The following is a 26,822-nucleotide window of genomic DNA, read 5'->3' on the forward strand; positions in this document are numbered from 1 at the left end:
GTTTGATTTGGAGAAAATACCCGTAGAATGTGAGCGCAAAGAGTACGGCATCAAAGCCGTGATAATAGTGCGTTACGAACTCCGTTCTAACACACGCTACAATACCTAATTTCGTTCAAATATCAAATAGTAATCCTCTAGCTGATGATGGATAGGCTTTTTTTCTGCAACCCTTGGGAATGACTTTCTTTGCAAACCAACAGAATGTGAAGAAATTCTTGTTTAAAGAAGTAGCCTTTGAGTACTTTTGGGATATTTTGCAAAAATCATTGCAATAAGACTCAAGATGAGCATATAGCCTCTTTACTAACTAAAAATTTTCTCTTTTAATAAAAGTGGACTGATTGGGATTCGCGCTACCCTAAGTCTGAAAGCCAAGAATAAATCTACATGAAAAAATGGATTTGGCTGATGCTGTTGGTGCTAGTAGCAGTTGCTGCGTTGGGTAGCAGAGGTAGCACATTTTTTGAACAGCGTCCGTCACCAGAAATTGTTGAGCGCATTCCAGCAGTGGAAACAACCCAACCAAAGCCAGAGTTAAAAGAAGTTGACAGTGCGCCACTAGTGTCTACTGACAAGCTGTTAAGTCATATCCAAAAATTGAATTTTCAGCGCTACACGATAAAAGAGCGATCGCTTACTCGCACTTATATCACAACTGAACTCACAAAATTCGGCTGGAAACCTAAATTAGAAAAGTTCTCTGAGGGTGTGAATATTTTTGCCGAACGTGTAGGAACTGACAAAGCTGCTAAAGCAATTCTCGTCGCTGCACATTACGATACTGTTGCCTTATCCCCTGGTGCTGATGATAATGCCAGTGGTGTAGCTGTGGTGCTGGAAGTTGCAAGGTTGCTCGGTTCTCATCCCACACCACGGACGTTACAAATAGCTTTTTTTGACAAAGAGGAAGCAGGACTTTTAGGTAGTCAGGCTTTTGTGAGCAAAACAGCACGCTTGCAAAACTTGGGCGGAGCGATCGTTATGGATATGGTAGGTTATGCTTGTTACACTCCTGGGTGTCAAAAATACCCTGCCGGGTTGCCTGTTACACCACCTAGCGACAAGGGCGACTTTTTGGCAGTAGTTGGTGATACAGAACATTTGACTTTGCTGAATGCTTTTCAAAGCTCACAGATGCTCCCCTCAACCGCCCTGAATAAACAGGAATCAAATTTGCCAGCAGTTTTAACACTACCAATTCCATTTAAAGGTTTACTGACACCAGACACTCTACGTAGCGATCATGCACCATTTTGGTATCAAGGCGTGGGTGCTGTTCTGGTGACAGATACCGCAAACTTACGAACTCCGCACTATCATCAACCTAGCGATGTTCCAGGGACTATCGAGCGATCGTTTTTCACAGGATCGGCACAAATTGTAGTTAATGCAACTAATGTTTTATTGCAGAAAAATGAGGTTTTGGAAACTCAACCACCAAGCTAGGAAAAACGCATGATATCGCAGGAAAATTGGAAAATTTGTTAGACAAATTACCATTTCAGATATGAAGCTTCAATTCCCTGCTCACGGCGAATTCTGCCATCTTTTTCAAACCAAGAAATTAGTTGCTGTGCTGTTAAATCTTCAATAGCAACACCGTGTTCTTGAGCGATATGCTTCAAAAGTTTCAGTGATGAAATTGTCAATCTTGTTAAAAACTTTTCTGAAGAAGACAACAAAGCCGCATCTACTTTTGCTGACTCTTCCAGAGTTAAAAATTGTGCTGATGGTTGCTGTGTTGGTACGTCCATAACGCTATCTAAAATTTAGTTGATTATTGGGAATTGGGAATTGGAAATTGGGTAGTAGTTTTCACAAATGACTAATGACGAACTTGTACTAAATAGCCACAACGATGTTCACCATCAATAATCCAGTGGGTGCGCTCTACGGTACAATCTGGTAATACAGCTGCAAACATTTCTAATTCGTGACCACAAATGCTGGGGAAAGACTCGGCAACGTTGGAAATAGCGCAGTTATGCTCCATTAAGATAAAGCGATCGCACTCAAAGGAGTCATTTACATCAACAGCGTGATACTCTGCCATGAAGCCTTCCGCTTTTCTCAACTCGACTAAGTTGGCTACACGCTCTCGCAGTGAACCGTTACCGACGCGATCGCGGTATTCTTTAGCTTTGCGCTGCCACTGTTTCTCTAAAATCGATTTAAATTGGTCGTCTCCTACCGTTTCGGCTAAGGTGTCTAGCAGCGAAACCGCAAAATTTCCGCTTGCATCACCAAAGCGATCGCTCATTGTTCGATGCAAGCGATCGCGTCCTTGACGACTCAATTCATAAAGATGCTGCGGCCGCCCCATCCCCGCCGCCTGCACTGATGTCGAATACAAAACTAGCTCCTCCGTCTCCAAATCTTTGAGATGGCGACGAATCGCTTGAGGGGTTACGTCTAAAACTTCAGCTAGCTCCAAAGCCGTTGCTTTTTCATGTTTGTGCAGATATTCTAGGATATCTTGCTTGGTTGAGGACTGGTGGGTAGTCGCCATCTTCTGGTGCGAAACGTTCAGCGAACGTCCCAAAAATTTATTTGAAAATTTGACCGTGCCGATTTTGGATTTTGGATTTTGGACTTCGACTTCGCTCAGTCGAACGATTTTGGATTAAAAAAGTTTTCTGGTATATGCCCAGCTACGCGATCGTCAATCTAAAATCCTTGAGCCAAGCACCTTTGTGGCCTTTTTCAATCCCAAATTGCAAATCTAAAATCCAAAATTGTTTGACTTTGACAACATTGTTGTTGTTAATTTAGCGTAAAATGAAGATAGATTAAACAACATAGCTGTTGTTTTACTCTCCACCACTATTCTAGCAGCCGTGTAACCATTCCGTAACGGGAGATGGGAATCGGTTAGCCGCAGCCCGTCTCCCATCTTAAAAGAGTTCCGAACACGAGAGATTATTACTGATGAGTGCCACTGTCAAAACCTTAGTCAACCAACCTTACAAGTACGGCTTTATCACCGATATTGAAGCCGACACAATTGAGCGTGGACTAAACGAGGACGTTATCCGCTTGATCTCCTCTAAGAAGAATGAGCCGCAGTTCATGCTGGACTTTCGCCTCAGAGCTTATCGCCAGTGGCAAAAAATGACGGAACCGACTTGGCCCAATGTCAAGTATCCGCCAATTAATTATCAGGATATTATTTATTACTCAGCGCCAAAACGCAAGAAAGAAAAGCTCAACAGCTTGGATGAAGTCGATCCAACCCTTTTAGAAACCTTTGAAAAGTTAGGCATTTCTCTATCTGAACAGAAGCGACTGGCAAATGTCGCCGTCGATGCCATTTTCGATAGCGTTTCTGTCGCCACTACATTTAAAGAAAAGCTAGCGGAAGATGGCGTTATTTTCTGCTCGATTTCGGAAGCGTTGCAAGAACACCCAGAATTGATCCAAAAATACTTGGGTAGCGTTGTTCCCATCGCTGACAACTACTTTGCCGCTTTGAATGCCGCTGTTTTTAGCGATGGTTCTTTTGTCTATATTCCTAAAGGCGTAAAATGCCCAATGGAACTGTCTACCTATTTCCGCATCAACTCTGGTGACACGGGACAATTTGAGCGGACTTTGATTGTCGCCGAAGAAGGTAGTTATGTTTCTTACCTTGAAGGTTGCACCGCACCAATGTATGACAGCAACCAATTGCACGCCGCCGTTGTGGAACTTGTCGCTCTGGATAACGCGGAAATTAAATATTCCACCGTGCAAAATTGGTACGCTGGAGATGCTAATGGTAAAGGCGGTATTTACAACTTTGTCACCAAGCGCGGTTTGTGTCAGGGCGTTAATTCCAAGATTTCCTGGACTCAAGTAGAAACAGGTTCGGCAATTACTTGGAAATATCCTAGCTGTGTTTTGGTGGGTGATAACTCTGTGGGTGAGTTTTACTCGGTGGCGCTGACAAATAATATGCAGCAAGCTGATACGGGTACAAAGATGATTCACGTTGGTAAGAATACCCGCAGTACAATTATTTCTAAAGGAATCTCCGCAGGTAATTCTAGTAATAGTTACCGGGGTTTGGTGAAAGTAAATCCGACGGCTAAAGGAGCGAGAAATTATTCTCAGTGCGACTCGATGCTGATTGGGGATAATGCTCATGCGAATACTTTCCCTTATATTCAGGTGCAAAATAACACTGGGAAGGTAGAGCATGAAGCTTCTACTTCCAAGATTGGGGAAGATCAGTTATTTTACTTTGCTCAACGGGGCATTTCAGCAGAGGATGCGATTTCGATGATGGTTAGCGGCTTCTGTAAGGATGTTTTTAATCAGCTACCGATGGAGTTTGCTGTGGAAGCTGATAAGTTGTTGAGTTTGAAGTTGGAAGGCAGTGTTGGATAAGTGGAAGGAAGGATAAACACAGGGACATCGGTGTTCTGTGTTTATCTTTTGGAAGAATAACGAACCGCGAAGACGCGAAGAGCGCGAAGAGAGAAGGGAGAGAAGATGATTATTGAAAATAGTGAAGTTGTGCTGTCGGTTAGAAATCTGACGGCTAATGTTGATGGGACACCGATTTTGAAGGGTGTGAATCTTGAGGTGCGATCGGGTGAAATTCATGCGATCATGGGGCCGAATGGTTCTGGTAAGAGTACCTTTTCTAAGGTGTTGGCTGGGCATCCGGCGTATGAGGTGACTGGCGGTGAAGTGATTTTCCAGGGGCAAAATTTGTTGGAGTTGGAGCCGGAGGAACGAGCCAGAAGTGGTGTATTTTTGGCGTTTCAGTATCCGTTAGAAATTCCGGGTGTGAGCAATTTGGATTTCTTGCGGGTGGCGTACAATTCCCGTCGGAAGGCGCAAGGTTTAGAGGAAATAGACGCTTTTGATTTTGACGATTTGATTGAGGAAAAGCTGGATGTGGTGAAGATGAATTCCAGTTTTCTCAGTCGGAGTTTGAATGAAGGGTTTTCTGGTGGTGAGAAGAAGCGGAATGAAATTCTGCAAATGGCGTTGCTGGAACCAAAGTTAGGAATTTTGGATGAAACTGATTCAGGTTTGGATATTGACGCGCTCCGAATTGTGGCGAATGGGGTAAATCAACTGGCAAGTCCAGAAAATTCGACAATTTTGATTACTCACTACCAGCGATTACTTGATTATATTGTGCCTGATTTTGTGCATGTGATGGCACAAGGGCGGATTATTACGAGTGGCGGTAAGGAACTGGCACTAGAATTAGAGTCTCGCGGTTATGACTGGGTGCTAGAAGAATTTGCTGCTGAGGTGGGTGTGTAATGAATATTCAAGTATCTCCTAGTGCAATACCTAATTCAAATGCAGTCAGTTTGACATCGATGTTAGATAGAGATGATTATCTGACTAGGTTGTTAAATCAAGTAACGGCGACTAAAACAGAAGGTTGGTTGCAGGAATTACGCCAAAGTGCTGCAAATTGGGTACGCCACTCGACTATTCCCACCACCCGCGAGGAAGAATGGCGGTTTACTGATTTGTCGTCCTTGCGAAAGGTGCAATTTAATGTAGAGGCGGGAAATTTTGCGTCTTTGCAATTTGATATTTTGCCAGAGGCGGCTAATAGTCGTTTGGTATTTGTGAATGGCGTTTTTGCGCCGGAGTTATCCGCAGTTTCAGATTTGCCATCTGGGATTGTGGTGAGTAATTTGGCTGGTTTGTCTGCGGTTGAGCAGGAAGGTGTACGGCAGTATTTAGCTCAAGCTGAGGGAGCGCAAGAAGTTTTTACTGCTCTCAATACGGCTGGGATAACTGATGCAGCTGTGGTGTGGGTGAAGAAGAATGTGGTGGTTGAGACACCAATTCATTTGGTGTTTATTTCGGTTGCGGGTGAGACAGCGACGATTTCGCAGCCGCGTTGTTTGGTGGTGGCGGAAAGTGGTTCGCAGGTGACGTTGGTTGAAGAGTATACGAACCGCCAAGGCGCAGAGAGCGCGGAGGATGGAGTTTACTTTACCAATGCGGTTACGGAAGTTTGGGTTGGTGACAATGCCCAAGTGAGCCACACTAGGGTTGAATGGCAAGGTGCAGAGGCTTTTCATATTGGGAAAACTGCGATCGCACAAGCTCGTGATAGCCGATATACTTGTCATGCCATAACTTTAGGTGCGAAGTTGTCACGGCACAATTTAGAAATTTTGCAAACTGGTGAGCAGACACAAACTACTCTCAATGGTTTGACGGTGATTACTGGTAAGCAGTTGTCTGATACTCACAGTGCGATCGCACTTAACTATCCTCACGGTACAAGTGACCAATTGCATAAATGTATTGTAGGCGATCGCGCTCATGCAGTGTTCAATGGTAAAGTTTTTGTACCTAAACCAGCGCAGTTAACAAATGCATCCCAGTTGAATCGCAATTTGCTACTATCATCGAAAGCCAGAGTTGATACCAAACCCCAATTGGAAATTACGGCAGATAATGTTAAATGCGCTCACGGTGCTACTGTTAGCCAATTAGAAGATGACGAAATATTTTATCTGCAAAGTCGGGGAATTGATGAAAACGATGCTCGGAAGTTGTTAATTAACGCCTTCGCTGCTGAAGTTATCAACCAAATACCGATTCCCTCTCTGCGAGAAATCCTTTTAAACACAGTGAATAATCTCAAGTCCCTGACTAATGAGTAATAACGTAATCTACCAATGACTTTTACTCCTACCAAAACCCTTGCTGATAAAGTTCGCGCTGACTTCCCGATATTGCATCAGGAAGTCAACGAGAAACCCCTGGTTTATCTCGATAATGCTGCGACTTCGCAAAAGCCTTTATTCGTATTAAATACCCTGCGGGACTATTACGAGCAATATAATGCTAACGTGCATCGAGGTGCCCATTCTCTGAGTGCTAAAGCTACTGATGCTTATGAAGGTGCTAGAGATAAAGTTGCCAAATTCATCAATGCTGCATTCCGTCAAGAAATCGTTTACACCCGCAACGCAAGTGAGGCGATTAACCTAGTAGCTTACAGTTGGGGAATGAATAATTTGCAGCCTGGGGATGAAATTATTCTGTCGGTGATGGAACACCACAGTAATATTGTGCCTTGGCAATTGGTGGCACAAAAAACGGGTGCAGTACTGAAATTTGTAGAATTAACACCAGAAGAAACTTTTGATTTGTCACAGTTTAAAAAGCTGATTTCCGACAAAACTAAGCTGGTGTCAGTGGTGCATATTTCTAATACTTTGGGTTGCATTAATCCAGTGGAAGAAATTGCTGCGATCGCACACAAATATGGTGCTAAATTCTTAGTTGATGGTTGCCAAAGTGTTCCCCACTATCCTGTAGATGTGCAGAAGATAGATTGTGATTGGTTGGTAGCATCTGGTCATAAAATGTGCGCTCCAACCGGGATAGGATTTCTGTATGGCAAGTTAGAATTATTGGAATCAATGCCACCATTTTTTGGTGGTGGTGAGATGATTGCAGAAGTGTATCTTGAGCATTCAACCTATGCAGAATTACCGCATAAATTTGAAGCTGGTACACCTGCAATTGGAGAAGTGATCGCACTTGGTGCTGCAATAGATTATCTTAGCAGTATCGGTATGGATAAAATCCACGCCTACGAAGCAGAATTAACAGCTTATTTGTTCCAGCAATTAGAGCAAATTCCCAAAATTAGAATTTACGGCCCCAAACCAAATGCTAAAGGGGAAGGTAGAGCCGCTCTCGCTTCGTTCACAGCCGGAGAAGTCCACGCTAACGACTTATCTACATTATTAGATCAAGAAGGCGTTGCCATCCGTTCTGGACACCACTGCACACAACCATTACACCGTTACTTAGACCTTGCTGCAACCGCACGAGCAAGTTTATCTTTCTACAACACCCGCGAGGAAATTGATATTTTCATCAAAGCACTGAAAGAAACTCTAGACTTTTTTGCAGGTTTCCTTGCTTAAAGTTACAAAATATTTAGATAGTAATTGTGCCAAATATCAGCAACATATCTTGCTAATAGTTGGCACAATTTAATTATCTGGATTATTTACAGGAGCAACTAAAGTTTTTAAGCTCATTGGGCAAGTGATTGAAACTGACTTGAGCGAGTATTATATTAATAACATAGGTAAAATTATCGGGATTTTATCTAACATCCTGACAGAAGAAGTATTGTAATATGCTTGTCAAGTCAACGCCTGCTGAACAAAGAACAGTGCTACAGAACATTAGCTGGGAAACCTTTGAAGCCTTGCTGAGAGATACAGGTGAGGACAGAGGCTCAAGATTTGCTTATGACTGCGGTGTTTTAGAAATCATGACTCCACTTTTTGAACACGAAAATCCTAAAATTCAGTTTGACCGCTTGATATTCGCTTTAGCAGTGGAATTAAAAACTAAAATTAGAAGTGCTGGTTCTACAACATTGAAACGTAAACCAATAACAAAGGGAATAGAACCCGATACTTGCTATTATATTCAAAATGAGCCACTAATTAGAGGTAAACAAGAATTAGATTTAATAACAGATCCAGCACCAGATTTAGCAGTTGAAATTGATATTACTAGCAGTTCTATTAATAAGCTTAATATTTATGCAGCTTTAGGTGTAGGAGAATTATGGAGATATGACGGTGAATTTTTAAAATTTTATCAATTAGTAGCAAGCGAATATATTGAAATTAAGTCGAGTATCGCTTTCCCTTTAATTTCTGTTAGTGAAATGAATAGATTTATCCAGCAAAGTAAAACTATGGATGAAATTGATCTGATACAATCCTTCAGCACTTGGGTGCGTGGAAAGATAGCTTAAAATATTAATTACGAATTACGAATTACGAATTACGAACTATTTTAATATGCTTGTCAAGTCAACGGTTGGTGAACAAAGAACAGTGCTACATAACATTAGCTGGGAAACCTTTGAAGCCTTGCTGAGAGATACAGGCGAAGATAGAGGTTCTCGCTTTGCTTATGACTGGGGTGTTTTAGAAATCATGACTCCACTTTTTGAACACGAAAACCCCAAAATTCAATTTGACCGTTTTATTCTAATTTTAGCTGAAGAATTAGGAATTGAAATTAGAAGCGCTGGTTCTACAACATTAAAGCGGAAAATATCAAAGCAAGGCATAGAACCAGATACTTGCTATTATATCCAGAATGAACTAGCTATTAGGGGTAAGCAAACTTTAGATTTAGAAACAGATCCGCCGCCTGACTTAGCAATTGAGATTGACATTACCAGTAGTTCAGTTAACAAATTGGGAATTTATTCAGCGTTGGGTGTAACTGAACTTTGGAGATATGATGGACAAAATTTAAAATTTTATCAGTTGATAGAGGGGCAATATGTCGAGTGTAAGTTTAGTATTGCCTTTCCTATAGTATCAGTGAGTGAGATAAGCAGATTTATTGAGCAGAGTAAAAGTATCGGTGAAATTGCTTTGCTCAAATCATTTCGTACTTATGTCAGGGAAAAGTTAAAATACTTGGGTAGCTATTTGTATTAATTTTTACTATAAAATACGTATATTAAAATATTTTAGTTTTTTATTGTTAAAATTATATAATTTATTGATAGTTTGTAGCAAGTTCCATAATATATATACGCCATTCAGAATAATCCTTTGTAATTGCCTCAATGTTATTTGGTATCCAAACAGATTTTCCTTTTATACTGTTACAAGATTGGCAAGCTATTACAAGATTATAAGGCTTTGCTACTCCACCTATTGAGGCAGGTATAACATGTTCGACCACATATTCTTTATGTAAGGATTTACTTCCACAATATTGGCATAAAATACCATCACGTTGGCGAATTTTCTTTCTCATATTTTGCGAAACATGCGGTGTAGGCAAATTTGGATTTCTAGTGAGAGCTAAAATATCGGCTGTTATTGCACTATGACTACAAGCAAAAATAATACCAATTTCTAGTTTCATTTTGAAATCGATATATACACCTTTATCTAATAATATTTTGACATAATGCCTTCTTTGATCAATATTAGGATGTGCCATTATAAATTACTTTAAAAATATAGTGTTATCTTAGAAAATTCTAATTTAGATAAATAATACGTGTATTTGAAGAAAAATTAAATACCATTACTAAAAGTAACTGCTAAAATCGTACTTCTCAAGTATAAGATTAGCGAAGCACGCTTGTATTCGCCAAACACAAACTAAATCAACTTTAATCACCCCATATTTACGCTCAACTCAAAGAATCTGGATCTATTCCCAACTTTCGTAATTCTTCTGTTAGCCTTTGAGTGCGTTGTTCAGCAGTGGTAGCACGTTGTTCAGCAGCGATCGCTCGTTCTTCTGGTGTTAAATATCTGACTCCTTGTTTGTCATACCAATACAACCAATCCCGCGTAATTCCCTGATAGGTTCCCCGTTCATAACCAATTGCTAAACCTATCTCTGATAACCAAACAAGATTTCCTGGCTGCAATACATATTCACCATTTACAAAGCGATAAACTTCTAAAGGTGGTTTTCTCCGGCGTTGAGGATTGTAAACAACATAATACAAAATCTCCATTTCAGCATAAAGTTTCTTTTTGCTGGTGTATTCTCCACGCCGTCTGTGAGAAACAACTTCTAATGCCATAATTGGCATTACTTTTTCTTCCCACAACACATAACTTAAACGCAAGTTCTCATCAAAAACTCGCTCGACTCCTAAACTTAAAAATCCATCGGGCACAATCGGCGGTAATTCGGGATCATAATATATCCCCATATCAACGCCAAAAAACCAATCCATCCGAGTTGCCCACAGCCAAGCTAAGATGGCTTCTAACAAGCCAGGAATCAAATGTTGTAGTTGATTATCCACAGGTTCATCGTCAGAATCGGGCAGATCCTCGGCGGAGGGTAAGCAGTGCAATGGGTTGTAATTTAACATGGTGGTTGCGATTGCAAACTTATAATATTGATGATATCTATCCACCTCTGACTTTTTATTGCGATAATTCCCAAGGGAGACGCGCTCTCCACTGGTCAGTTAAAGGGGGATAGATGACACTCAAGCGGTTGGTTTTATTTTTTGTGCTAACGCCGATAGCAGTTCTGTTGGCAGTTTCGGCTTTATTCGGTAGTTGGCAAGAACCTCAGTTCCAAAGTCGCCTGGAATTGTACCAAACCAATATTGCTCTACAAGCTCAAGCTTGGCAATCAGAAGATAGCAGTGATGACAATCTCCAGGCAATTCGGGAAGCAATACTGGGTGAGCAGCCCCTAGAAAGCGCTACAAAGCAGTATGAGGAGGCGCGTCAATCAGTTGCAGCTAATTTAGACAAAGTTAACAACAAACTTGCACAATTACGCTCTCAATCTGAAATAGCTCCCATACCTCCGAAACCTTTACCGGACGTTCCTCCCACTACTAAAACTTCTAAACAGGGAAAGCAACAGTTACAGCAATCCCTCAAGCAATTACAAAAATTACTGGCTGAATTAGACTTACGCCTGGGAATTTTACAAGCACAGCAAGGACAGACGGATACAGCCCTCAAAACTTGGAGCGAATTACAACAACGCTCAGATATTAATCCAGAGTTTGGAGAGACCGCAGCTGTATTGAGTGGACTGTGGAACAATCCTCCTCGTCTGCTGCAAAATGCTCCAGAACGGATTCAAAAGAATTTAGAAGGTTGGTTTCGCTCTACTGCTTTGGTTCAGCTATACCAACTCCAGCAACGACAAGACGCTTTATCAGCAGTTAAAGCTACACAACAAGAATCTGCTGCTCAAGCAGTGGTGAAATTAGCAGTTATTGGCACTATTCCCACCTTGGCAGCTTTAATTGGTTTAATACTGCTGATTTTCTTATTTGCTCAACGCTTGTTGAAAGGAAAAGCCTCGTTACTAGCTCAAAATGCCGATGTCCCTTGGTCAACGCCTTGGGATGGTGAAACCATTTTGCAGGTTTTTGTCGTCGGCTTTTTCTTCATGGGGCAAATTTTTGTGCCTCTATTGCTATCGCTTCTCCCCATCCCTCGCCCTGTGGGTGATGTGCGACTTCAGGCTTTTTATGTTTTAGTTAGTTACTTTCTGGTAGCATCAGGTGCGCTGTTAGTGCTGTATTTCTCTCTTAAGTCCTTTTTTCCGTTACCAGAATTTTGGTTTCGCTTCCATTTTCAAGATAACTGGTTTTTGTGGGGGCTAGGGGGCTATTGCGCGGCTTTACCTATAGTTGTGGTGGTATCTTTGATTAATCAACAGCTATGGCAAGGACAGGGTGGTAGTAACCCCTTGTTGCAACTAGCCTTAGAAAGCCAAGATGGTATAGCACTAGGCATATTTTTCTCTACAGCCGCGATCGCAGCTCCATTTTTTGAAGAAATTCTATTTCGTGGCTTTTTGTTACCTTCTCTAACTCGCTACTTACCCGTATGGGGATCGATTCTGATTAGTAGTTTGTTGTTTGCGATCGCTCACCTCAGCTTGTCAGAAATTCTTCCCCTGACAGCCTTGGGGATCGTTTTAGGGGTAGTTTACACGCGATCGCGCAACCTCTTTGCTCCTATGCTCCTCCACAGCCTCTGGAATAGTGGTACATTATTAAGTCTGTTCATTTTAGGTAGCAATTAGAACTAAATACATACTGTTGCTTAAAATAAAAATATCTGCTTTTATCTGCATAAGTAGAGACAATTTACTAATTATAATTTGGTTGTTAAGCATAAATACTAGCTGAAAACCTAATATAAGATAACGGCAGAAGCAAATTAAAGAATACTCTTAACATAGATAACAAACTATCTAGTTAAGCCTTTATTCTAAATCTGGGTGATTCTAGCCAACAACTGAATCTTTTCATTGATGCGATCGTAAAAAAACCCGGAAATAATACTGATGGACTTGTAAAAAGTGGTGTAGCAGTTTTTGCTGATTATTGAGGTTCATGATTCTCAAGATCGATGTCTTACCTGAAAATCTGCAAAACTGCTGTACCAGTGTTTGCAACCATCCAATCCACCAAAATTGATTAAGTAAGGAGTGCCAAATTTTAAAGCTATGCCGCCAAAGATGTTAGTGTATCTTCTGGAAAGAAGAACGCTAACTTTAATCATTGGTCTTGAGGCTTACTTGTACTGAAAAAATTAAAAATCTATTTATTAAGCAAGTAAAGGTATTCTGTTTGATTACAATAAAGACTTTATTTTTATACTTCACTTATCAAGGAGCAGCACTTAATATGTCAAATTTCAACCCCAGTCACCCTACCAAACAACTTCTAGCTGGTTACTGTGGCATTATCCTTGGAGGATTTGGGGTTCATAAATTTATTCTAGGATACGCTCCAGAAGGCTTTATCATGTTGGTGATTTCTGTAGTTGCGGGTTCTTTTACCTACGGCATTGCCTTGTTAATTATGCAACTTATAGGTTTAATTGAAGGCATGATCTATTTGAATAAGCCCCCTGAAGAATTTGTAAATACCTACTTTCTAAATAAACAGGGGTGGTTCTAAAAACTTAAGATTTTACACTTCAGTCAGTTACTTTGTGAAGTGTAGAATCTTAAGTGTATCTTTGAAAAAAGTTAGGACTTAGGCAAAACTACACTGGCTCTGGACAATTCATGGATTGACCCTGTTTGAATTATCTCCTTATCCTTTGCCATCCCACAGTAAATTAGTTCGCTGGCGTTTACTAGGATTCTCCTGTACGCCCCTAATTGATACTTATTTTTATTATCAAGGTTATAGAGCAATACGGTTCAGTTAAGGGCTATTGGTCAAAAATTTTGGTTTTCGAGACGCAATAAATCGCCGTCTCTACAAGTGTTTTGGTGTCACAGAGTGGAGAAATGTATTTTTCTTTTATTAACTCTCCTTTGGGTAAATTTTTTTTTTAAGTAACTATTCTGTACAGAATTATAGATATATAGCACAAGCCTTGGTGGTTAGGACATCAACAAATGATGAAACTTAGACACAAAAAGACTTTTCACCCAGTCCCCAGTCCCTTGCTATAACTAGAGATTTTTGCTAAAAAATTCTGAAGCCTACTGCTATGCTAAGCATCAAACGTAAACAGATGATCTGGATACTCTTCTTATTGTTGGGCTTTGGCTATTTCAGTGCCATGTCAAATTTGGAAATTCACAATTTTTGGAAAAGTCTGGTTGTGCTGATGCCAATGCAGGCTGGAGCTATCATTTATGTAACTTATGTACGCTGGAGCCGTCAGTGATCCTCAGCGAAGTACGATAAATTAAGAAATTTAATAGGGTTTACATACAGTCGTAGTTCCATATTTAGCCTACGCTCAAATTAGAGACGCTTTTAGTCAGGCGTTGAATTTCTGTAGCGAATCTAAATACTTGTCATGCAACTTATCCCAAAAACTAAGCTAGACCCAGAACTTGAGCCAATCCTAGAGAAAATTATTCTCGATGTTGGGGGTATGAAGTGTGCTGGGTGTGTGAATGCAGTAGAACGACAGCTAAACCAACATCCAGGAGTTAAGAATGCCTGTGTAAACCTGGCCACAGAGGTAGCAGTTGTAGAGTCAGAAACGGGTGCGGTAGATGCAGATGCACTAGCACAAAGATTAACAGCCGTTGGATTTCCAACTCAACCCCGCAAAGCTAGTAACACAGTAGCAGGTGAGATATCTACTTTACCAGACCCAGCAGAACGACAACGCCGAGAAATGCGGTCTTCTCTAAGGCAGTTAGCGATCGCTACAATCTTACTATTATTGTCGGGAAGTGGACATTTTGGTAATCTTGGTAGCTCAGTGCTGCCAATACTAAATAACATTTGGTTTCACTGTGGATTAGCGACAGTGGCGATATTAATTCCCGGTCGCCCGATTTTAGTAGATGGCTGGTTGGGTTGGCGGCGAAATGCGCCTAACATGAACACCTTGATCGGATTGGGAACGCTGACAGCCTACATTGCTAGTTTGGTAGCGTTACTCTTTCCCCAAATGGGTTGGGAATGCTTTTTTGACGAACCAGTAATGATGCTGGGCTTTATTCTGTTAGGAAGGACATTAGAGCAACAAGCTAGGGGTCGCGCTGCTGCTGCATTTAGGAAATTGCTAGCACTCCAGCCACAGGTAGCGCGATTGATTGCCAATCCAGAAAAAGGCGGAGTGGGATCTTCTAGTGTAGAGATTCCTGCTGAACAGGTGCGGGTTGGTGAATGGTTACAAGTGCTGCCAGGTGATAAAATTCCTGTCGATGGTGAAGTGGTGGTTGGTCAAACAACGGTGGATGAATCCATGTTGACTGGGGAAGCCGTGCCAGTAATTAAGCAGCCGGGAGATGCGGTGACAGCAGGGACAATAAACCAGTCAGGAGCGATCGCTATTCAGACAACCCGGACTGGAAGTGATACAACTTTAGCTCAAATTGTCGCCTTAGTAGAAGCCGCCCAAACTCGGAAAGCCCCAGTACAGAAATTAGCCGATACAGTAGCTGGTTACTTTACCTACGGCGTGCTGACAGCATCTTTATTAACATTTGTCTTTTGGTACTTTTTTGGTACTCATATTTGGGCTGATATCAGCATGTCTGGTGGCATGGAAATGATGGGTCACGCTACACATAAAGCTCCCCACTCCCCTTTATTAATTAGTTTAAAACTAGCGATCGCAGTTATGGTAGTCGCCTGTCCCTGTGCTTTGGGACTTGCCACGCCAACAGCCATTCTTGTCGGGACTGCTATGGGCGCAGAACGAGGTTTATTAATCAAAGGCGGCGACGTTTTAGAAAAAGTACACCAATTAGACACCGTAGTTTTTGATAAAACTGGCACTTTGACCACAGGTAATCCCATCGTCACAGATTGTCTGTTAATTGAGGGATCGCGGACTGGGGACTGGGGACTGGGGACTAGGAATTCCCAATCTCTATTACAACTAGCAGCAGCCGTAGAAAGCGGTACTCACCACCCGCTAGCAAAAGCGATTCAGCAAGAAGCACTCAAGCAAGGGTTATCTATTCTAGAGGCTGTGGACTTTCACACGGAACCGGGACTAGGAGTATCTGCTGTGGTAGAGGACACAGTTGTACTTTTGGGTAACTGGGACTGGTTGAGTTGGCATGGTATTGCCATTAGTGAAACTGCACAACAGGCAGCACAGAATTTAGCAACAGATGGTAAAACAGTCGTTTGCATAGCAGTTGGGGGAACTTTAGCTGGGCTAATTGCTGTTTCTGATACCCTCAGACCAGATGCCCAATCCACTGTAGACAAATTGCGTCAAATGGGCTTACGGGTAATGTTGCTCAGTGGCGATCGCCCTGAAGCAGCTAGCGCCATAGCCAAACAACTAGGATTAGACAGCGCTGATGTGATCGCGGGTGTACCCCCAGCGAAAAAAGCGGCTGCAATACAATCTCTCCAGGAAGAGGGACTGGGAACTAGGGACTGGCAACTAGGAAAAATTCTTCCTAATACGCAATTCCCAATACCCAATCCCCAGTCCGTTGTCGCAATGGTAGGAGATGGAATCAACGATGCTCCAGCTTTATCCCAGGCAGATGTTGGAATTGCTTTACACTCCGGGACGGATGTGGCGATGGAAACTGCTGAAATTGTCCTAATGCGCGATCGCTTAAACGATGTCGTCGAATCTATTCAGCTGAGTCGCGCCACCTTCAACAAAATCCGCCAAAATTTATTCTGGGCTTTTGCCTATAATACTGTTGGTATTCCTTTAGCAGCTGGTGTTTTGTTCCCTAGTCTGGGTTTTGTACTTAACCCATCTGGTGCGGCTGCATTAATGGCTTTTAGCTCTGTTAGTGTCGTCACAAATTCAATCTTATTACGGCGATTAGCTCATCACTCGTAAAATACTTTGCTGCACCTGAAATTCTCCAGCACAAATCTTAATTATTCCCATCTGAAATTGACAATTCGTAATTCGTAATTACTAAATTATGTATGCTCTCGACGAGAGGCTAGGCGTAATCTTGCTCAAAAGCAAGCTACACGGATTCGCTCAATCCCCAATCATCAGGTTAAAAACTCTAACCTTTTTTAATTACGAATTACGAATTAGTAATTATTCGTTAAACTGAATCATGATTCAGGTTTTATGGAGATCGCAAAGCCTGTTGAGACACCTACAAAAGCTATCATAGCTACTGAAGTAGAACGACCAAGTTTTACTCTTTCAAGGTATTATGCAGTTTTAAAGCTTATTTAGATTAGCACCACAGCCTTATGGTGCGCGAAAATGGCAAAATACGATACTAAACAAATCTTGTTAAATCATAGTTCCACCGATTTGTCAATGGCAGCAGAAACTAATGAAAACCATCTACTGATTATTGAAGACGATCAAGGTCGCAAAGAATTTTCTCTGGAGCAACCCGTCTACTCTATTGGTAGAGATCGCGAGTGTAATATCCGTTTGATGTCGCAGTTTGTCTCCCGCCGCCATGCCACATTAGTGAGATTGCCACGAGAGCATAATAGTGATAGCTACTATTACCGGATTGTAGATGGCGATGCCAAAGGTAAGGCCAGTTCCAACGGTTTGATGATTAATGGACGTAAAATACCAAACCACGATCTCAGAAATGAAGACGAGATCGTTTTTGGCCCTCAAGTCCGTGCTATTTATTACCTTTTAAAAAATACTCAGCGTTTGGGACAAACGGATTCGAGCGAGTATGACATTACACTAATAAACCCCGGAATGGCCGAGGATCTGGAAGATTGAATTCTAATTACCAATTACAGTCTGACACTCTCACGGCTTAAAGCCGTGGGATTGTCAATTCAATTATCAAAGCTATCCTGCAATACTTTCAATCAAATGCCAATGGCGGCTACTTTCAATAGCCTGCTTGATAAATTCAAACATTTGTCGGCAGTAATTATCTAGTTGAAGTGGTAGTTCTTCATTTTTAATCACAATACTCATCCGAGTTTCCGTTTCAGTAGATTTTGATTTATCAACCAGTACTTCTACTGTGATCAATTTAGGAAAAGGAACATTACCAGGAATCTGACGAGCGATAATGTAATCGCCTGTATGGTATTGAATATCCAACTGACAGTCCTGTAGAAGTTCTACAAGCAACGGCAACAGATGGTCACTAGGAACAGAAAGAATAAACGAACAGGTATAGCGAGCCATAATAGCCCCACGCCTTGCAACACTCTGTCCATCCTATAATACCAAAGCATCTAAACAGAAAGTCATTCAAATATTTGCACCTGATACAGTTGCATCTGTTCTATCCACAAAGAAAGTGTTGTAGGTTCAAAGTTCGATCAAAAACTTTACAATAAGGGTTTGGCTGAGGTAAAAAATGAATGAAAGTAGCAATTACTGGAGCAACAGGATTTGTCGGTAGTCTTTTGGTAAAACGACTCCACGCAAAAGGTGATCAAATAGTAGTATTAACTCGGAACACCGCTTTTGCTAAAAAGGTTTTTCCATCTGAGGCTTTCCCAAATCTAGAGATTGTTGCCTATACACCAAATGCATCTGGTTCTTGGCAAAGTGTCATTGCTAGCTGTGATGGCGTAGTTAATCTGGCAGGAGAACCCATTGGTGAAGGACGCTGGACACCAGAACGCAAACAAGAAATCCTCAATAGCCGGAAGTTAGGCACACAAAAAATAGTTGAAGCAATTGTCAACGCTAATCCTAAACCAGCTGTGTTAATTAATGCTTCAGCTATTGGCTACTATGGCACCAGTGAAACGGCAACTTTTGATGAAACAAGTCTATCTGGTAACGATTTTCTCGCCCAAGTCTGCCAAGCCTGGGAAGCAGAAGCGAGAAAGGTAAAAGATGCTGGTGTACGGCTGGTAATTCTGCGTTTTGGAATTGTTTTAGGCAATGGTGGTGCTTTAGGTAAAATGATTCCGCCTTTCAAACTCTTTGCTGGTGGCCCCATTGGTAGTGGTCGGCAGTGGTTCTCATGGATTCATGTAGATGATGTAATTAACTTGATTGTGCAAGCTTTAACGAAACCGGAAATAGAGGGCGTATACAATGCCACTGCCCCTAACCCAGTCCGAATGGCAGATTTAAGTCAAACTTTGGGACAAGTAATGAATCGCCCTTCTTGGTTGCCTGTTCCGGGTTTTGCGATTGAAGCTCTTTTAGGAGACGGGGCTATAGTAGTTTTAGAAGGTCAGCAAGTTCTTCCCAAGCGCACTGTAGAAACAGGCTTTGAGTACAAATATCCTAATTTACAGTCAGCACTAAGACAAATTCTTGCATAGACTCAGGGGGAATTGGGAATTGGGAATTGGGAATTGGGAATTGGGAAGAGAATAACTTTTAACTGCCCAATTCTAATAATCTCAACACGGACTAAAGGCACTGCTAACACCACCCCCAATGTCCAATGTCCAATGCCCAATGCCTAATCCCTTTATTCTTGACTAGAGAGAAATTTTTTGGAAACCCAACTGATAATACCACTGAGAACTGCACCGCCCATGAGGATGCCGATCGCTGGGTTAAATAAGGGTTGCCACAGTTGATGCCACAAATCCAAGCCCAGGTTTACTCCTACAGAATCACCGATCGCAGCGATCGCTAACCACACAAAACCAAATAAAACCAAAAAAACATCTGCAACTAAAATTGTGTTTAGCCAATTTAACAATTTATCTTTCATCTACCCTTGTGTTTACTTGCCCAAAATTTGACGACTGCTAACTAAGTTATACGGCTAAGTTAGAAGTGAGAATTCCCGACTTGAATTTAACTTCTCACTCCTAACTCCTAACTCCTAACTTCTCACTTTTCAAACAGCCAATTTTTGACTTTTTTCAAACTCTGCCAATCTGGTTTTCTACTTAAACCATCTTCAATACTATTTTTTATTTCATCTTGCCACTCTTCATTGACAAAAATTAGCTGTTGTGCTATGTCAATATGTTCTCGTAAACCTTTTTGACCGGTTTCCAGCATTGCTAAGGCGATATTGACTCTAGCTTGTGGGTCTTGTGGATTTAACTTGACTGCTTTCTGTGCAGCTTTGTAAGCTAAGTTGGGTTTGTTATCGAGTAGATACAACCATGCCAAACAAATCCAAGCAGCACTAGTTTTAGGAGCGCGATCGCACACTTCTTTAAATACAGGGATTAAAGAATCTGCCGTTTCTCCAGCTTTATAGCGTTCCAAACCTGTATCAAATAAGGATTCAACTGTATTAGTCATTGGTCATTAGTCATTGGTTATTGGTCATTAGTCATTGGTCATTGGTCATTGGTCATTAGTCATTAGTTACGAGCAACAATGACAGAAGTCAAAAGCTCAGGCTTCCTTAGATTAGAACTTCAAGAACAAATGACAAATGACAAAGGACAAATGACAAATGACAAATGACAATATTACACCCCAAATGACTTACCGCAGCCGCAAGTTTGGTTGGCATTGGGGTTAGTGAATTGAAAACCACCGCCAATCATAGCATCGCTGTAATCGAGCATTAAACCGTAGAGATATAATAGACTCTTGCGATCGCTGACAATTTTGAAGCCATCATAGTCAAAAACTTCATCCTGTGGGGTGATCTTGCTAGTGTCTTCAAAGTCCATCATGTAAGACATCCCAGAACAGCCACCCTGACGGACTCCTACCCTTAAGCAGAAATCTGTGCCTTGCTTGTCCCGGAGGGATTTTACCTGGTGCAATGCGGCTTCGCTCAACAGAATTCCGCGTTGTTGAGGCTGAATTGCTTGTGTCATCTGCTTTTTAACTCCTTAATTACTTTAAGCTTTACCCGATATCGGCTTGTTAATGCCTCTGGGTTGCTCAAGGTGTTTTTGTATCCATTCTAGCGGCTTAGATGTCTTTAGATGCCAAATTGTAAACACTCCGTTAAAAGCGGCCAAAGATTTTTATTCTAGAATTGAGAGACTCAGTGTGTTTACAAATTCGGTATTTTTGCAGTTAAAGCATGGCTTATCCCAGAAGCAACTATCTTTCAGGTGCAGCCATAAAAACTTAATCCGAGGCTAGCTATTCCCCAAAGTCTACTTCCAAATTGCTTCTTTAACTTACTCTATGACAAGTTTTAATCGCTCTACCAGTCGTCGCTTGAAGAAATTAACTCAAATTCCTTCTGTATGGGAGGGCGATCGCCGTCCGTTGTCATCACCAAACCAGCATTCAGACTCCGAGGAAAAAGGAGAGTGTATTCTTTGGGTAGATTACTCCCAAGGTGTGGTTCGTGGAATGGACGTGGTAGCTTCAGATATCGGCCCAGAAGCAATAGTTCGTACCTTAATGCGAGCAATGGAGCATCCCCACAGTCCGGCAAGACCTGCCAGACCCCAAAGAATTGTAGTCAAAGACCGCGAGATCCAATTTTACCTGCGGGGAGTGCTGCAAGATTTGGATATTTCCATTGACTACGCGCCAGAACTGCCTTTAATTGACGAACTTTTTCGCGGATTTGCTGACATCCTCGATAGTCAAACCCCCGACTTACCCCCACAGTATGCACAAATCTTGCGGGAGAAAGCATTTGCAATTTGGCAAGCAGCACCTTGGGAATTTTTGGAAGAACAGCAAATTTTGTCAATCGAAATTAATAAGTGGGATGTTGGCACGCTCTACGCCTCAGTCATGGGAATGCTGGGAATGGAGTATGGAATTTTGTTTTATCGCTCAGAGGAGTCTTTAAAACAGTTTCGTACCGCAGTTTTAGAAGATGCAGAATCAACGGAGCATCTAGAAGAAGCGTTTCTCAAGCAAGACTGCCTGTTTCTCACCTTTGAGAGCGCTGATGAGGACGAAGATGAGGAGGAAGACGAAGAAAGTGATTTGGTGGATCTGCCATTATCAGAAATTGACCCAACTTTTGGTAATATCCACCCCTTAGAAGGACTGCGATCTGTTCTGTATGACGAAGAAGCATTGGTAATCTTCGTTGCGATCGAAAGCCTGATCCGCTTTTTTCGCGATCGCCGTCGTCAGCTTCATGAGGATATTTTTCCTAGCGTCAGCCGTCGCTACCGTATTTCTCTGCCGCAATCGGAAGAATCAACTAAATCTGTAGCTGTAACAGTCTCTACCATGCCGGAGCTAGCAGCAGAGTTAGAGGAAATGGCAGGCTTTGATGACGAAGAAAGTGATAATTTTGACTCGGCAAATTTTCAATCATTGCAAGATGACTTAATACCGGAAGACTCTTTCCTCAGCTTAGGTGTAGTGTCGTGGGAAATGCTGGATAGCCTCCGGAAGGGGGTAACTTACCATAAGGCTGGTGAAATCAAACAAGTGGGTGACGGTTTGCCGGTGATTTTAATTCAAACTTCTCGGCCCAAGGCTAAGACTGTAATTGAAAGAATTGAAGCAGCAGACGGGCTAAGAGCAATTTGCTTTAATCCAGGTGCCAATCCTTTTGATGGCGATCGCTACGATCTGGGTATATTGCAAACTGAAAATGAAGAATTATTCTTATTTGGTGAGTTTTTAGATGAAGATCCGATTCATGTAGAAGCCCGAAAAAAATGGAATCAACGCTGCAAAAATACTAAGGGCTACTGTGGCTTAATCATTGCTAAAGGACTAACTGGAGCCTCCCGTGGCAATCCTCAGTTACGAGATATGATGGCTTTGTTTGAAACGCGATCGCTTTCACCCAAAGATTTGGGTCTTGGCACTCTCCAGCTTATGCCCCAATTTAATTTGGAATAGTTGCACTAATCGCCATAGTCCTTAATCTCAGATTACGGCTATGAGAAATTAAGTTGATGTGTATTTGATTCACATATTGACCAAATTTAACACTGAGCAGCCAGCGGAACTATTGAATGCTCAGTGAAGTCAAGAATACTTAGCTGTGATGCGCTTAGTACAGCACGGCGAAAGTTTGCATATCTCTAACAAGAGTATTTTGCCCCAAATCTTGTCAATTGATATGTTGGCTATATATTGCCAAGCTGTACTATTGCATACCCCTGATGATAGCTCACTTTACTTAAATTTCATGAAGTATGTATATTTCCAAAGTTTTTAGTAATTTTATTTGGATATTTACCGGTATAAATCAGTACTAATAACTAGAGATTTATTTACGAAGTTCGTTTTAATTAAACGTAGCCGATCTACTTCGATAATCAAAATCTTTTTTTTAACAATTTTTTGAGCTTTTGAGCTTGTTATATATCAATATAATTAAGCAAAAGCTCATCTTATCTATTTTTCTTTGTAATTTTTTTATAAAGTTTGAGAATGAGCTTATTTAGTGTCTAAATAAAGTTTATTGAAAGGACAGAAATCATGGCTATAATGAATACACTCCAAAAAAATTGAAACAGACAATCATTTGTATAGGTTAATTTACCAATTAATAATGGTTGGAGTTTAAATGGTTTTTTTGTAGTAACTTTCCTTTTAATTGCTCGATGTGGAAATACCATTGATAGTGAGAGTTAGCGTAACAATAGGCTAAAAATAATTCGGATTACATCTTGATGAATAAATACAATTAATTTCACAAAAACTTTGGGTTTTAAATAGACTATATCGATAGTAGGAGGTAAAATCATCTAGAATTTTATCGTATTTTTATGGTGACTTAGCGTAAAAGTATGAAACAAACGAAAATATTGTTATGAACAACATTCAAGTAGCATCACATCTGCTTTGAGGTCATTTATCTGTGTAAAATTACAGATCGTGCTGTTAAATTTTATCAGAATAAATGCCTCGTTCTACTCAGAAAACTGAGTACTATTCCGTTTTTTTGACCCCAAGATTAACACGGAGAAACAATCAGCTTAATCGCAGTCAGCCAAAAGCTTAAAGGTTAAAGCAGATATTAGCTTATTGATTACAGCAATGGATGTAAATGGATATTCTATCTTGAGCGATCGCTTATTTGCCTACTTTTAAGTAATTTATCGCTACCTGTATGTACTACCCTAAACCACCTGTAAGCCATAATTTCAGCCTGATAACGGATTCTAAAGCTTTATTTTCATCAGCGATACCAGATATTCTCACCAAGTGAGTTTAGTGAACTTGGTTAAGAGAGAAGGTCAAATCCTTTTGATAGAGAATAAGTTTGGAAATCTTGATTTAGTCATCCAATTCATTTATAAAATTTCCTTGTCAGGCTTTACTGATGCTATTAGTGGGGTTATTATCCTCAAAAGGAACTATATGCTGTTTTTGCTGTCAAAATAGTAACAAATAAAGTGAAGTTTTTTGATTTCTTTAGAAAATTATGAATGCTTTGACAAAACAACAATTTTTAATATTAATGGTATTACTTGTTTCCTGAGACAAACTCTGATAATCTTATCGGTTCCCTCTTTACTTACAATCTTTCGACAATCTAAATATACAGCAGATAGCATGATAATGACAAATAAAAAATGGGCCGTAAAACGCATAACAGTTAATCTCGCAACACAGGAAGCGGAAAAATTAGAAAAATATTGCCAACAAACAGGTAGACCCGCAACCGATGTGATTCGTGAACTGATTAGAAGTTTGCCTGTCTCTGAGGATGGCAAAGATATAAATAAGTAAGAACATACTTTTATTACTTACTAGATAACTGCTTTGCCACCAAAAAAATAGCTCTGATACTTTTTTGAGTACGCCGCGATGGACAATAATTTGTCTAGCTGATACAGACGCGTTCTTCTCGCGTCTGGTCAATTACTGGGACAAAAATAAGTAATCAATGAAGTTTTAGTATCGATATCGCCATGCTTTAATATGCTGGTGAGTTGATATTAAGTAGCAAATTCCGACACCAACCCAGTTACAATCTGTAAAGAAACTGAAAAGGAACGACGGAATGCGTGTTGCAATCGTAGGTGCGGGACTGGCTGGACTAGCAACCGCAGTAGAACTAGCAGATGCTGGTTGTGAAGTAGAGATTTTTGAGTCTCGACCGTTTGTGGGTGGCAAAGTTGGCAGTTGGGTTGATGGAGATGGCAACCATCTAGAAATGGGTTTGCATGTATTTTTCGGGTGCTACTACCAACTATTTGACTTGATGAAGAAAGTGGGCGTGCTAGAAAACTTACGCCTCAAAGAACATACCCACACTTTTATTAATAAAGGGGGGCGCACTGGTGGTTTGGATTTTCGCTTTTTTACAGGTGCGCCTTTCAATGGCTTAAAGGCATTTTTCACAACTTCTCAACTATCGTTGCAGGATAAACTGCAAAATGCGATCGCTTTGGGTACTAGTCCGATAGTTCGCGGATTGGTAGACTTTAATGGGGCGATGAAAACCATCCGCAATTTAGATAAAGTTAGTTTTGCTGATTGGTTTCGCAGTCATGGTGGGAGCAATGGCAGCATTAAGCGCTTATGGAACCCCATTGCCTACGCATTGGGATTTATTGATTGCGAAAATATGTCTGCCCGTTGTATGTTAACCATATTCCAGTTATTTGCAGTCAGAACTGAAGCTTCAGTTTTGCGAATGCTGGAAGGTTCTCCATCTGAATATTTACATAAGCCTATTCTGGAATATTTAGAAGCTAGAGGCACTAAAGTTTATACCCGTCGGCAAGTGCGGGAAATTCAGTTTACTGAGTCAGACGAACAAACCCGGGTCACTGGTATAGTAGTTGCCCAAGGTGATGCAGTAGAAACTATCACTGCTGATGCTTATGTTTTTGCCTGTGATGTTCCAGGAATTCAACGCATCCTACCCCATGAGTGGCGTAAGTGGTCAGAATTTGACAATATTTACAAACTAGATGCAGTGCCAGTGGCTACAGTGCAGTTACGCTTTGATGGTTGGGTGACTGAACTGAACGATGGAGAGCAACGTAAGCAGCTAAATCACGCGGCTGGAATCGATAATTTGCTGTACACAGCCGATGCTGATTTTTCTTGTTTTGCTGATTTAGCGTTGACTAGCCCTGCTGATTATTATCGCCCAGGACAGGGTTCATTGTTACAGCTAGTGCTGACACCGGGAGATCCATTTATTGGACAAAGCAATGAAGCGATCGCGCAGCATGTCCTCAAGCAAGTCCATGAACTGTTTCCCTCGTCGCGGGAGCTAAATATGACTTGGTACAGTGTGGTCAAACTTGCTCAGTCTCTCTACAGAGAAGCGCCAGGGATGGATGCGTATCGTCCGAACCAAAAAACACCAATAGACAATTTCTTCCTTGCAGGGAGTTATACCCAGCAAGACTACATCGACAGTATGGAAGGTGCTACTATTTCTGGACGGCGGGCGGCAAAAGTGATTTTGGAAAGTTTGAAGAAATAACTAACCGCGAAGGACGCGAAGGAAAAAAGAGAATGTCAGATTGGTTAGAGCATACTGTACAGGTAGAAGTAGAGGCTCCCATAGATTTAGTATGGAGCCTCTGGTCTGATTTGGAGCAAATGCCCCGGTGGATGAAGTGGATTGATTCGGTGAAAATTCCGCCAGATAATCCAGATATATCTCTTTGGAAACTTCGCGCTGGTGGCGGTCTGGAATTTAGCTGGAAATCCCGAATTCTTAAAGTTATCCCAAACCAAATTATTCAATGGGAATCCATTGATGGTTTGCCGAATCAGGGAGCAATTCGCTTTTACGATCGCCACAATAGTAGTATTGTCAAAATGACCATTTCCTACGCTATCCCTGGCATTATTGGCAAAATTATGGATAACTTATTTTTGGGGCGGGTAGTTGAATCGACGATTCAAGCTGATTTGGAAAGGTTTAAAGAATACGCACTGAATGCTAAAGCTAATTCATATAGATAGGATAAACAGGCAGTAGGAAACAAGGTGTAAAAGTTTCTTGCTGTCTCAGGAATTGTTCAGCATTCGTTACTACCTACTCAATTAGCGTTAACTCATATCTTGCACCTAACCGAATAAACCCGTAAAAGGTAGATAAAGAGCGCAAAATCTAACAGTAAAAGAAGAATG

General features: G+C 41.2%; 25 protein-coding genes. 17 read left to right on the top strand and 8 right to left on the bottom strand.

Annotated features, from left to right (window positions below; translation table 11 throughout):
• Positions 1-390 precede the first annotated feature (390 nt).
• Positions 391-1,449: a M28 family peptidase gene (locus tag RMZ41_RS20005; RefSeq protein ID WP_322640946.1), complete on the top strand. Its 1,059-nt coding sequence runs from the start codon at positions 391-393 to the stop codon at positions 1,447-1,449.
• A gap of 47 nt (positions 1,450-1,496) precedes the next feature.
• Here the strand turns inward: RMZ41_RS20005 and RMZ41_RS20010 are convergent, their stop codons facing one another.
• Positions 1,497-1,757 carry a hypothetical protein gene (locus RMZ41_RS20010; RefSeq protein WP_322640945.1) on the bottom strand — a complete coding sequence of 87 codons (261 nt, stop codon included), beginning with the start codon at positions 1,755-1,757 and terminating at the stop codon, positions 1,497-1,499.
• A gap of 71 nt (positions 1,758-1,828) precedes the next feature.
• Positions 1,829-2,512: an iron-sulfur cluster biosynthesis transcriptional regulator SufR gene (sufR, locus tag RMZ41_RS20015; RefSeq protein ID WP_322640944.1), complete on the bottom strand. Its 684-nt coding sequence runs from the start codon at positions 2,510-2,512 to the stop codon at positions 1,829-1,831.
• Positions 2,513-2,931: 419 nt separating this feature from the next.
• Between sufR and sufB the strand changes: the two genes are divergently transcribed.
• The 6 genes from sufB (at position 2,932) to RMZ41_RS20045 (ending at position 9,464) form a co-directional block, all read left to right on the top strand.
• Positions 2,932-4,371, top strand: a complete 1,440-nt coding sequence (gene sufB, locus RMZ41_RS20020) for a Fe-S cluster assembly protein SufB (protein WP_322640943.1) — start codon at positions 2,932-2,934, stop codon at positions 4,369-4,371.
• Positions 4,372-4,476: 105 nt separating this feature from the next.
• Positions 4,477-5,265: a Fe-S cluster assembly ATPase SufC gene (gene sufC, locus RMZ41_RS20025; protein WP_322640942.1), complete on the top strand. Its 789-nt coding sequence runs from the start codon at positions 4,477-4,479 to the stop codon at positions 5,263-5,265.
• Positions 5,265-6,635, top strand: coding sequence for a Fe-S cluster assembly protein SufD (gene sufD / locus RMZ41_RS20030; protein WP_322640941.1), 1,371 nt, complete (start codon positions 5,265-5,267; stop codon positions 6,633-6,635). Before sufC ends, sufD begins: the two co-directional genes overlap by 1 nt.
• Positions 6,636-6,650: 15 nt before the next feature.
• Complete coding sequence (locus tag RMZ41_RS20035; protein ID WP_322640940.1) at positions 6,651-7,913, top strand: cysteine desulfurase; 1,263 nt, start codon at positions 6,651-6,653, stop codon at positions 7,911-7,913.
• Positions 7,914-8,131: 218 nt separating this feature from the next.
• Positions 8,132-8,764 (top strand): Uma2 family endonuclease, encoded by a 633-nt coding sequence (locus tag RMZ41_RS20040; protein ID WP_322640939.1) that lies wholly within the window; start codon positions 8,132-8,134, stop codon positions 8,762-8,764.
• 46 nt (positions 8,765-8,810) lie between these two features.
• Positions 8,811-9,464 (top strand): Uma2 family endonuclease, encoded by a 654-nt coding sequence (locus RMZ41_RS20045; protein ID WP_322640938.1) that lies wholly within the window; start codon positions 8,811-8,813, stop codon positions 9,462-9,464.
• 61 nt (positions 9,465-9,525) lie between these two features.
• Here RMZ41_RS20045 and RMZ41_RS20050 read toward each other — a convergent pair whose 3' ends face one another.
• Both RMZ41_RS20050 and RMZ41_RS20055 read right to left on the bottom strand, forming a co-directional pair.
• Complete coding sequence (locus RMZ41_RS20050; RefSeq protein ID WP_322640937.1) at positions 9,526-9,978, bottom strand: HNH endonuclease; 453 nt, start codon at positions 9,976-9,978, stop codon at positions 9,526-9,528.
• Positions 9,979-10,174: 196 nt separating this feature from the next.
• Positions 10,175-10,873 carry a Uma2 family endonuclease gene (locus RMZ41_RS20055; protein WP_322640936.1) on the bottom strand — a complete coding sequence of 233 codons (699 nt, stop codon included), beginning with the start codon at positions 10,871-10,873 and terminating at the stop codon, positions 10,175-10,177.
• A 113-nt stretch (positions 10,874-10,986) separates the two neighbouring features.
• Between RMZ41_RS20055 and RMZ41_RS20060 the strand changes: the two genes are divergently transcribed.
• The 5 genes from RMZ41_RS20060 to RMZ41_RS20080 all read left to right on the top strand — a co-directional run bounded on the left by RMZ41_RS20060 (position 10,987) and on the right by RMZ41_RS20080 (position 17,657).
• Positions 10,987-12,561, top strand: a complete 1,575-nt coding sequence (locus RMZ41_RS20060; protein ID WP_322640935.1) for a type II CAAX endopeptidase family protein — start codon at positions 10,987-10,989, stop codon at positions 12,559-12,561.
• 607 nt (positions 12,562-13,168) lie between these two features.
• On the top strand, positions 13,169-13,444 hold the full coding sequence (locus RMZ41_RS20065) for a TM2 domain-containing protein (protein ID WP_322640934.1): 276 nt from the start codon (positions 13,169-13,171) through the stop codon (positions 13,442-13,444).
• A 544-nt stretch (positions 13,445-13,988) separates the two neighbouring features.
• Positions 13,989-14,168: a hypothetical protein gene (locus RMZ41_RS20070; protein WP_322640933.1), complete on the top strand. Its 180-nt coding sequence runs from the start codon at positions 13,989-13,991 to the stop codon at positions 14,166-14,168.
• A gap of 135 nt (positions 14,169-14,303) precedes the next feature.
• Positions 14,304-16,781 carry a heavy metal translocating P-type ATPase gene (locus RMZ41_RS20075; RefSeq protein ID WP_322640932.1) on the top strand — a complete coding sequence of 826 codons (2,478 nt, stop codon included), beginning with the start codon at positions 14,304-14,306 and terminating at the stop codon, positions 16,779-16,781.
• A gap of 387 nt (positions 16,782-17,168) precedes the next feature.
• On the top strand, positions 17,169-17,657 hold the full coding sequence (locus tag RMZ41_RS20080) for an FHA domain-containing protein (protein WP_322640931.1): 489 nt from the start codon (positions 17,169-17,171) through the stop codon (positions 17,655-17,657).
• Between the two features lie 72 nt (positions 17,658-17,729).
• Here RMZ41_RS20080 and RMZ41_RS20085 read toward each other — a convergent pair whose 3' ends face one another.
• A complete protein-coding gene (locus RMZ41_RS20085) occupies positions 17,730-18,077 on the bottom strand; it encodes a hypothetical protein (RefSeq protein ID WP_322640930.1) in 348 nt (115 codons plus the stop codon).
• A 179-nt stretch (positions 18,078-18,256) separates the two neighbouring features.
• Here RMZ41_RS20085 and RMZ41_RS20090 point away from each other — a divergent pair, with 179 nt between their 5' ends.
• Positions 18,257-19,177, top strand: coding sequence for a TIGR01777 family oxidoreductase (locus RMZ41_RS20090; RefSeq protein WP_322640929.1), 921 nt, complete (start codon positions 18,257-18,259; stop codon positions 19,175-19,177).
• A 152-nt stretch (positions 19,178-19,329) separates the two neighbouring features.
• On the opposite strand, the gene RMZ41_RS20095 is transcribed toward RMZ41_RS20090, so the two are convergent.
• The 3 genes from RMZ41_RS20095 to RMZ41_RS20105 all read right to left on the bottom strand — a co-directional run bounded on the left by RMZ41_RS20095 (position 19,330) and on the right by RMZ41_RS20105 (position 20,653).
• Positions 19,330-19,578, bottom strand: a complete 249-nt coding sequence (locus RMZ41_RS20095) for a hypothetical protein (protein ID WP_322640928.1) — start codon at positions 19,576-19,578, stop codon at positions 19,330-19,332.
• Positions 19,579-19,700: 122 nt separating this feature from the next.
• The gene (locus RMZ41_RS20100) at positions 19,701-20,123 is read right to left on the bottom strand and encodes a hypothetical protein (RefSeq protein ID WP_322640927.1); all 423 of its coding nucleotides are present in this window, start codon (positions 20,121-20,123) and stop codon (positions 19,701-19,703) included.
• A gap of 173 nt (positions 20,124-20,296) precedes the next feature.
• A complete protein-coding gene (locus tag RMZ41_RS20105) occupies positions 20,297-20,653 on the bottom strand; it encodes an iron-sulfur cluster assembly accessory protein (RefSeq protein WP_190894026.1) in 357 nt (118 codons plus the stop codon).
• A gap of 319 nt (positions 20,654-20,972) precedes the next feature.
• Between RMZ41_RS20105 and RMZ41_RS20110 the strand changes: the two genes are divergently transcribed.
• The 4 genes from RMZ41_RS20110 (at position 20,973) to RMZ41_RS20125 (ending at position 26,654) form a co-directional block, all read left to right on the top strand.
• On the top strand, positions 20,973-22,610 hold the full coding sequence (locus RMZ41_RS20110) for a DUF6930 domain-containing protein (protein WP_322640926.1): 1,638 nt from the start codon (positions 20,973-20,975) through the stop codon (positions 22,608-22,610).
• Between the two features lie 1,665 nt (positions 22,611-24,275).
• Positions 24,276-24,452 (top strand): CopG family transcriptional regulator, encoded by a 177-nt coding sequence (locus tag RMZ41_RS20115; protein WP_322641006.1) that lies wholly within the window; start codon positions 24,276-24,278, stop codon positions 24,450-24,452.
• Positions 24,453-24,726: 274 nt separating this feature from the next.
• The gene (gene zds, locus RMZ41_RS20120) at positions 24,727-26,166 is read left to right on the top strand and encodes a 9,9'-di-cis-zeta-carotene desaturase (protein WP_322640925.1); all 1,440 of its coding nucleotides are present in this window, start codon (positions 24,727-24,729) and stop codon (positions 26,164-26,166) included.
• Between the two features lie 32 nt (positions 26,167-26,198).
• A complete protein-coding gene (locus RMZ41_RS20125; RefSeq protein ID WP_322640924.1) occupies positions 26,199-26,654 on the top strand; it encodes an SRPBCC family protein in 456 nt (151 codons plus the stop codon).
• Positions 26,655-26,822: the final 168 nt, after the last annotated feature.

Source organism: Nostoc sp. DedVER02 (assembly GCF_034530675.2).
Lineage (GTDB): Bacteria > Cyanobacteriota > Cyanobacteriia > Cyanobacteriales > Nostocaceae > Nostoc.

Excerpts from the sequence above, each read along its gene's own strand:
- RMZ41_RS20005 (WP_322640946.1), top strand. The coding sequence starts at position 391 with ATGAAAAAATGGATTTGGCTGATGCTGTTGGTGCTAGTAGCAGTTGCT.
- RMZ41_RS20010 (WP_322640945.1), bottom strand. The coding sequence starts at position 1,757 with ATGGACGTACCAACACAGCAACCATCAGCACAATTTTTAACTCTGGAA.
- sufR (WP_322640944.1), bottom strand. The coding sequence starts at position 2,512 with ATGGCGACTACCCACCAGTCCTCAACCAAGCAAGATATCCTAGAATAT.
- sufB (WP_322640943.1), top strand. The coding sequence starts at position 2,932 with ATGAGTGCCACTGTCAAAACCTTAGTCAACCAACCTTACAAGTACGGC.
- sufC (WP_322640942.1), top strand. The coding sequence starts at position 4,477 with ATGATTATTGAAAATAGTGAAGTTGTGCTGTCGGTTAGAAATCTGACG.
- sufD (WP_322640941.1), top strand. The coding sequence starts at position 5,265 with ATGAATATTCAAGTATCTCCTAGTGCAATACCTAATTCAAATGCAGTC.
- RMZ41_RS20035 (WP_322640940.1), top strand. The coding sequence starts at position 6,651 with ATGACTTTTACTCCTACCAAAACCCTTGCTGATAAAGTTCGCGCTGAC.
- RMZ41_RS20040 (WP_322640939.1), top strand. The coding sequence starts at position 8,132 with ATGCTTGTCAAGTCAACGCCTGCTGAACAAAGAACAGTGCTACAGAAC.
- RMZ41_RS20045 (WP_322640938.1), top strand. The coding sequence starts at position 8,811 with ATGCTTGTCAAGTCAACGGTTGGTGAACAAAGAACAGTGCTACATAAC.
- RMZ41_RS20050 (WP_322640937.1), bottom strand. The coding sequence starts at position 9,978 with ATGGCACATCCTAATATTGATCAAAGAAGGCATTATGTCAAAATATTA.
- RMZ41_RS20055 (WP_322640936.1), bottom strand. The coding sequence starts at position 10,873 with ATGTTAAATTACAACCCATTGCACTGCTTACCCTCCGCCGAGGATCTG.
- RMZ41_RS20060 (WP_322640935.1), top strand. The coding sequence starts at position 10,987 with ATGACACTCAAGCGGTTGGTTTTATTTTTTGTGCTAACGCCGATAGCA.
- RMZ41_RS20065 (WP_322640934.1), top strand. The coding sequence starts at position 13,169 with ATGTCAAATTTCAACCCCAGTCACCCTACCAAACAACTTCTAGCTGGT.
- RMZ41_RS20070 (WP_322640933.1), top strand. The coding sequence starts at position 13,989 with ATGCTAAGCATCAAACGTAAACAGATGATCTGGATACTCTTCTTATTG.
- RMZ41_RS20075 (WP_322640932.1), top strand. The coding sequence starts at position 14,304 with ATGCAACTTATCCCAAAAACTAAGCTAGACCCAGAACTTGAGCCAATC.
- RMZ41_RS20080 (WP_322640931.1), top strand. The coding sequence starts at position 17,169 with ATGGCAAAATACGATACTAAACAAATCTTGTTAAATCATAGTTCCACC.
- RMZ41_RS20085 (WP_322640930.1), bottom strand. The coding sequence starts at position 18,077 with ATGGCTCGCTATACCTGTTCGTTTATTCTTTCTGTTCCTAGTGACCAT.
- RMZ41_RS20090 (WP_322640929.1), top strand. The coding sequence starts at position 18,257 with ATGAAAGTAGCAATTACTGGAGCAACAGGATTTGTCGGTAGTCTTTTG.
- RMZ41_RS20095 (WP_322640928.1), bottom strand. The coding sequence starts at position 19,578 with ATGAAAGATAAATTGTTAAATTGGCTAAACACAATTTTAGTTGCAGAT.
- RMZ41_RS20100 (WP_322640927.1), bottom strand. The coding sequence starts at position 20,123 with ATGACTAATACAGTTGAATCCTTATTTGATACAGGTTTGGAACGCTAT.
- RMZ41_RS20105 (WP_190894026.1), bottom strand. The coding sequence starts at position 20,653 with ATGACACAAGCAATTCAGCCTCAACAACGCGGAATTCTGTTGAGCGAA.
- RMZ41_RS20110 (WP_322640926.1), top strand. The coding sequence starts at position 20,973 with ATGACAAGTTTTAATCGCTCTACCAGTCGTCGCTTGAAGAAATTAACT.
- RMZ41_RS20115 (WP_322641006.1), top strand. The coding sequence starts at position 24,276 with ATGATAATGACAAATAAAAAATGGGCCGTAAAACGCATAACAGTTAAT.
- zds (WP_322640925.1), top strand. The coding sequence starts at position 24,727 with ATGCGTGTTGCAATCGTAGGTGCGGGACTGGCTGGACTAGCAACCGCA.
- RMZ41_RS20125 (WP_322640924.1), top strand. The coding sequence starts at position 26,199 with ATGTCAGATTGGTTAGAGCATACTGTACAGGTAGAAGTAGAGGCTCCC.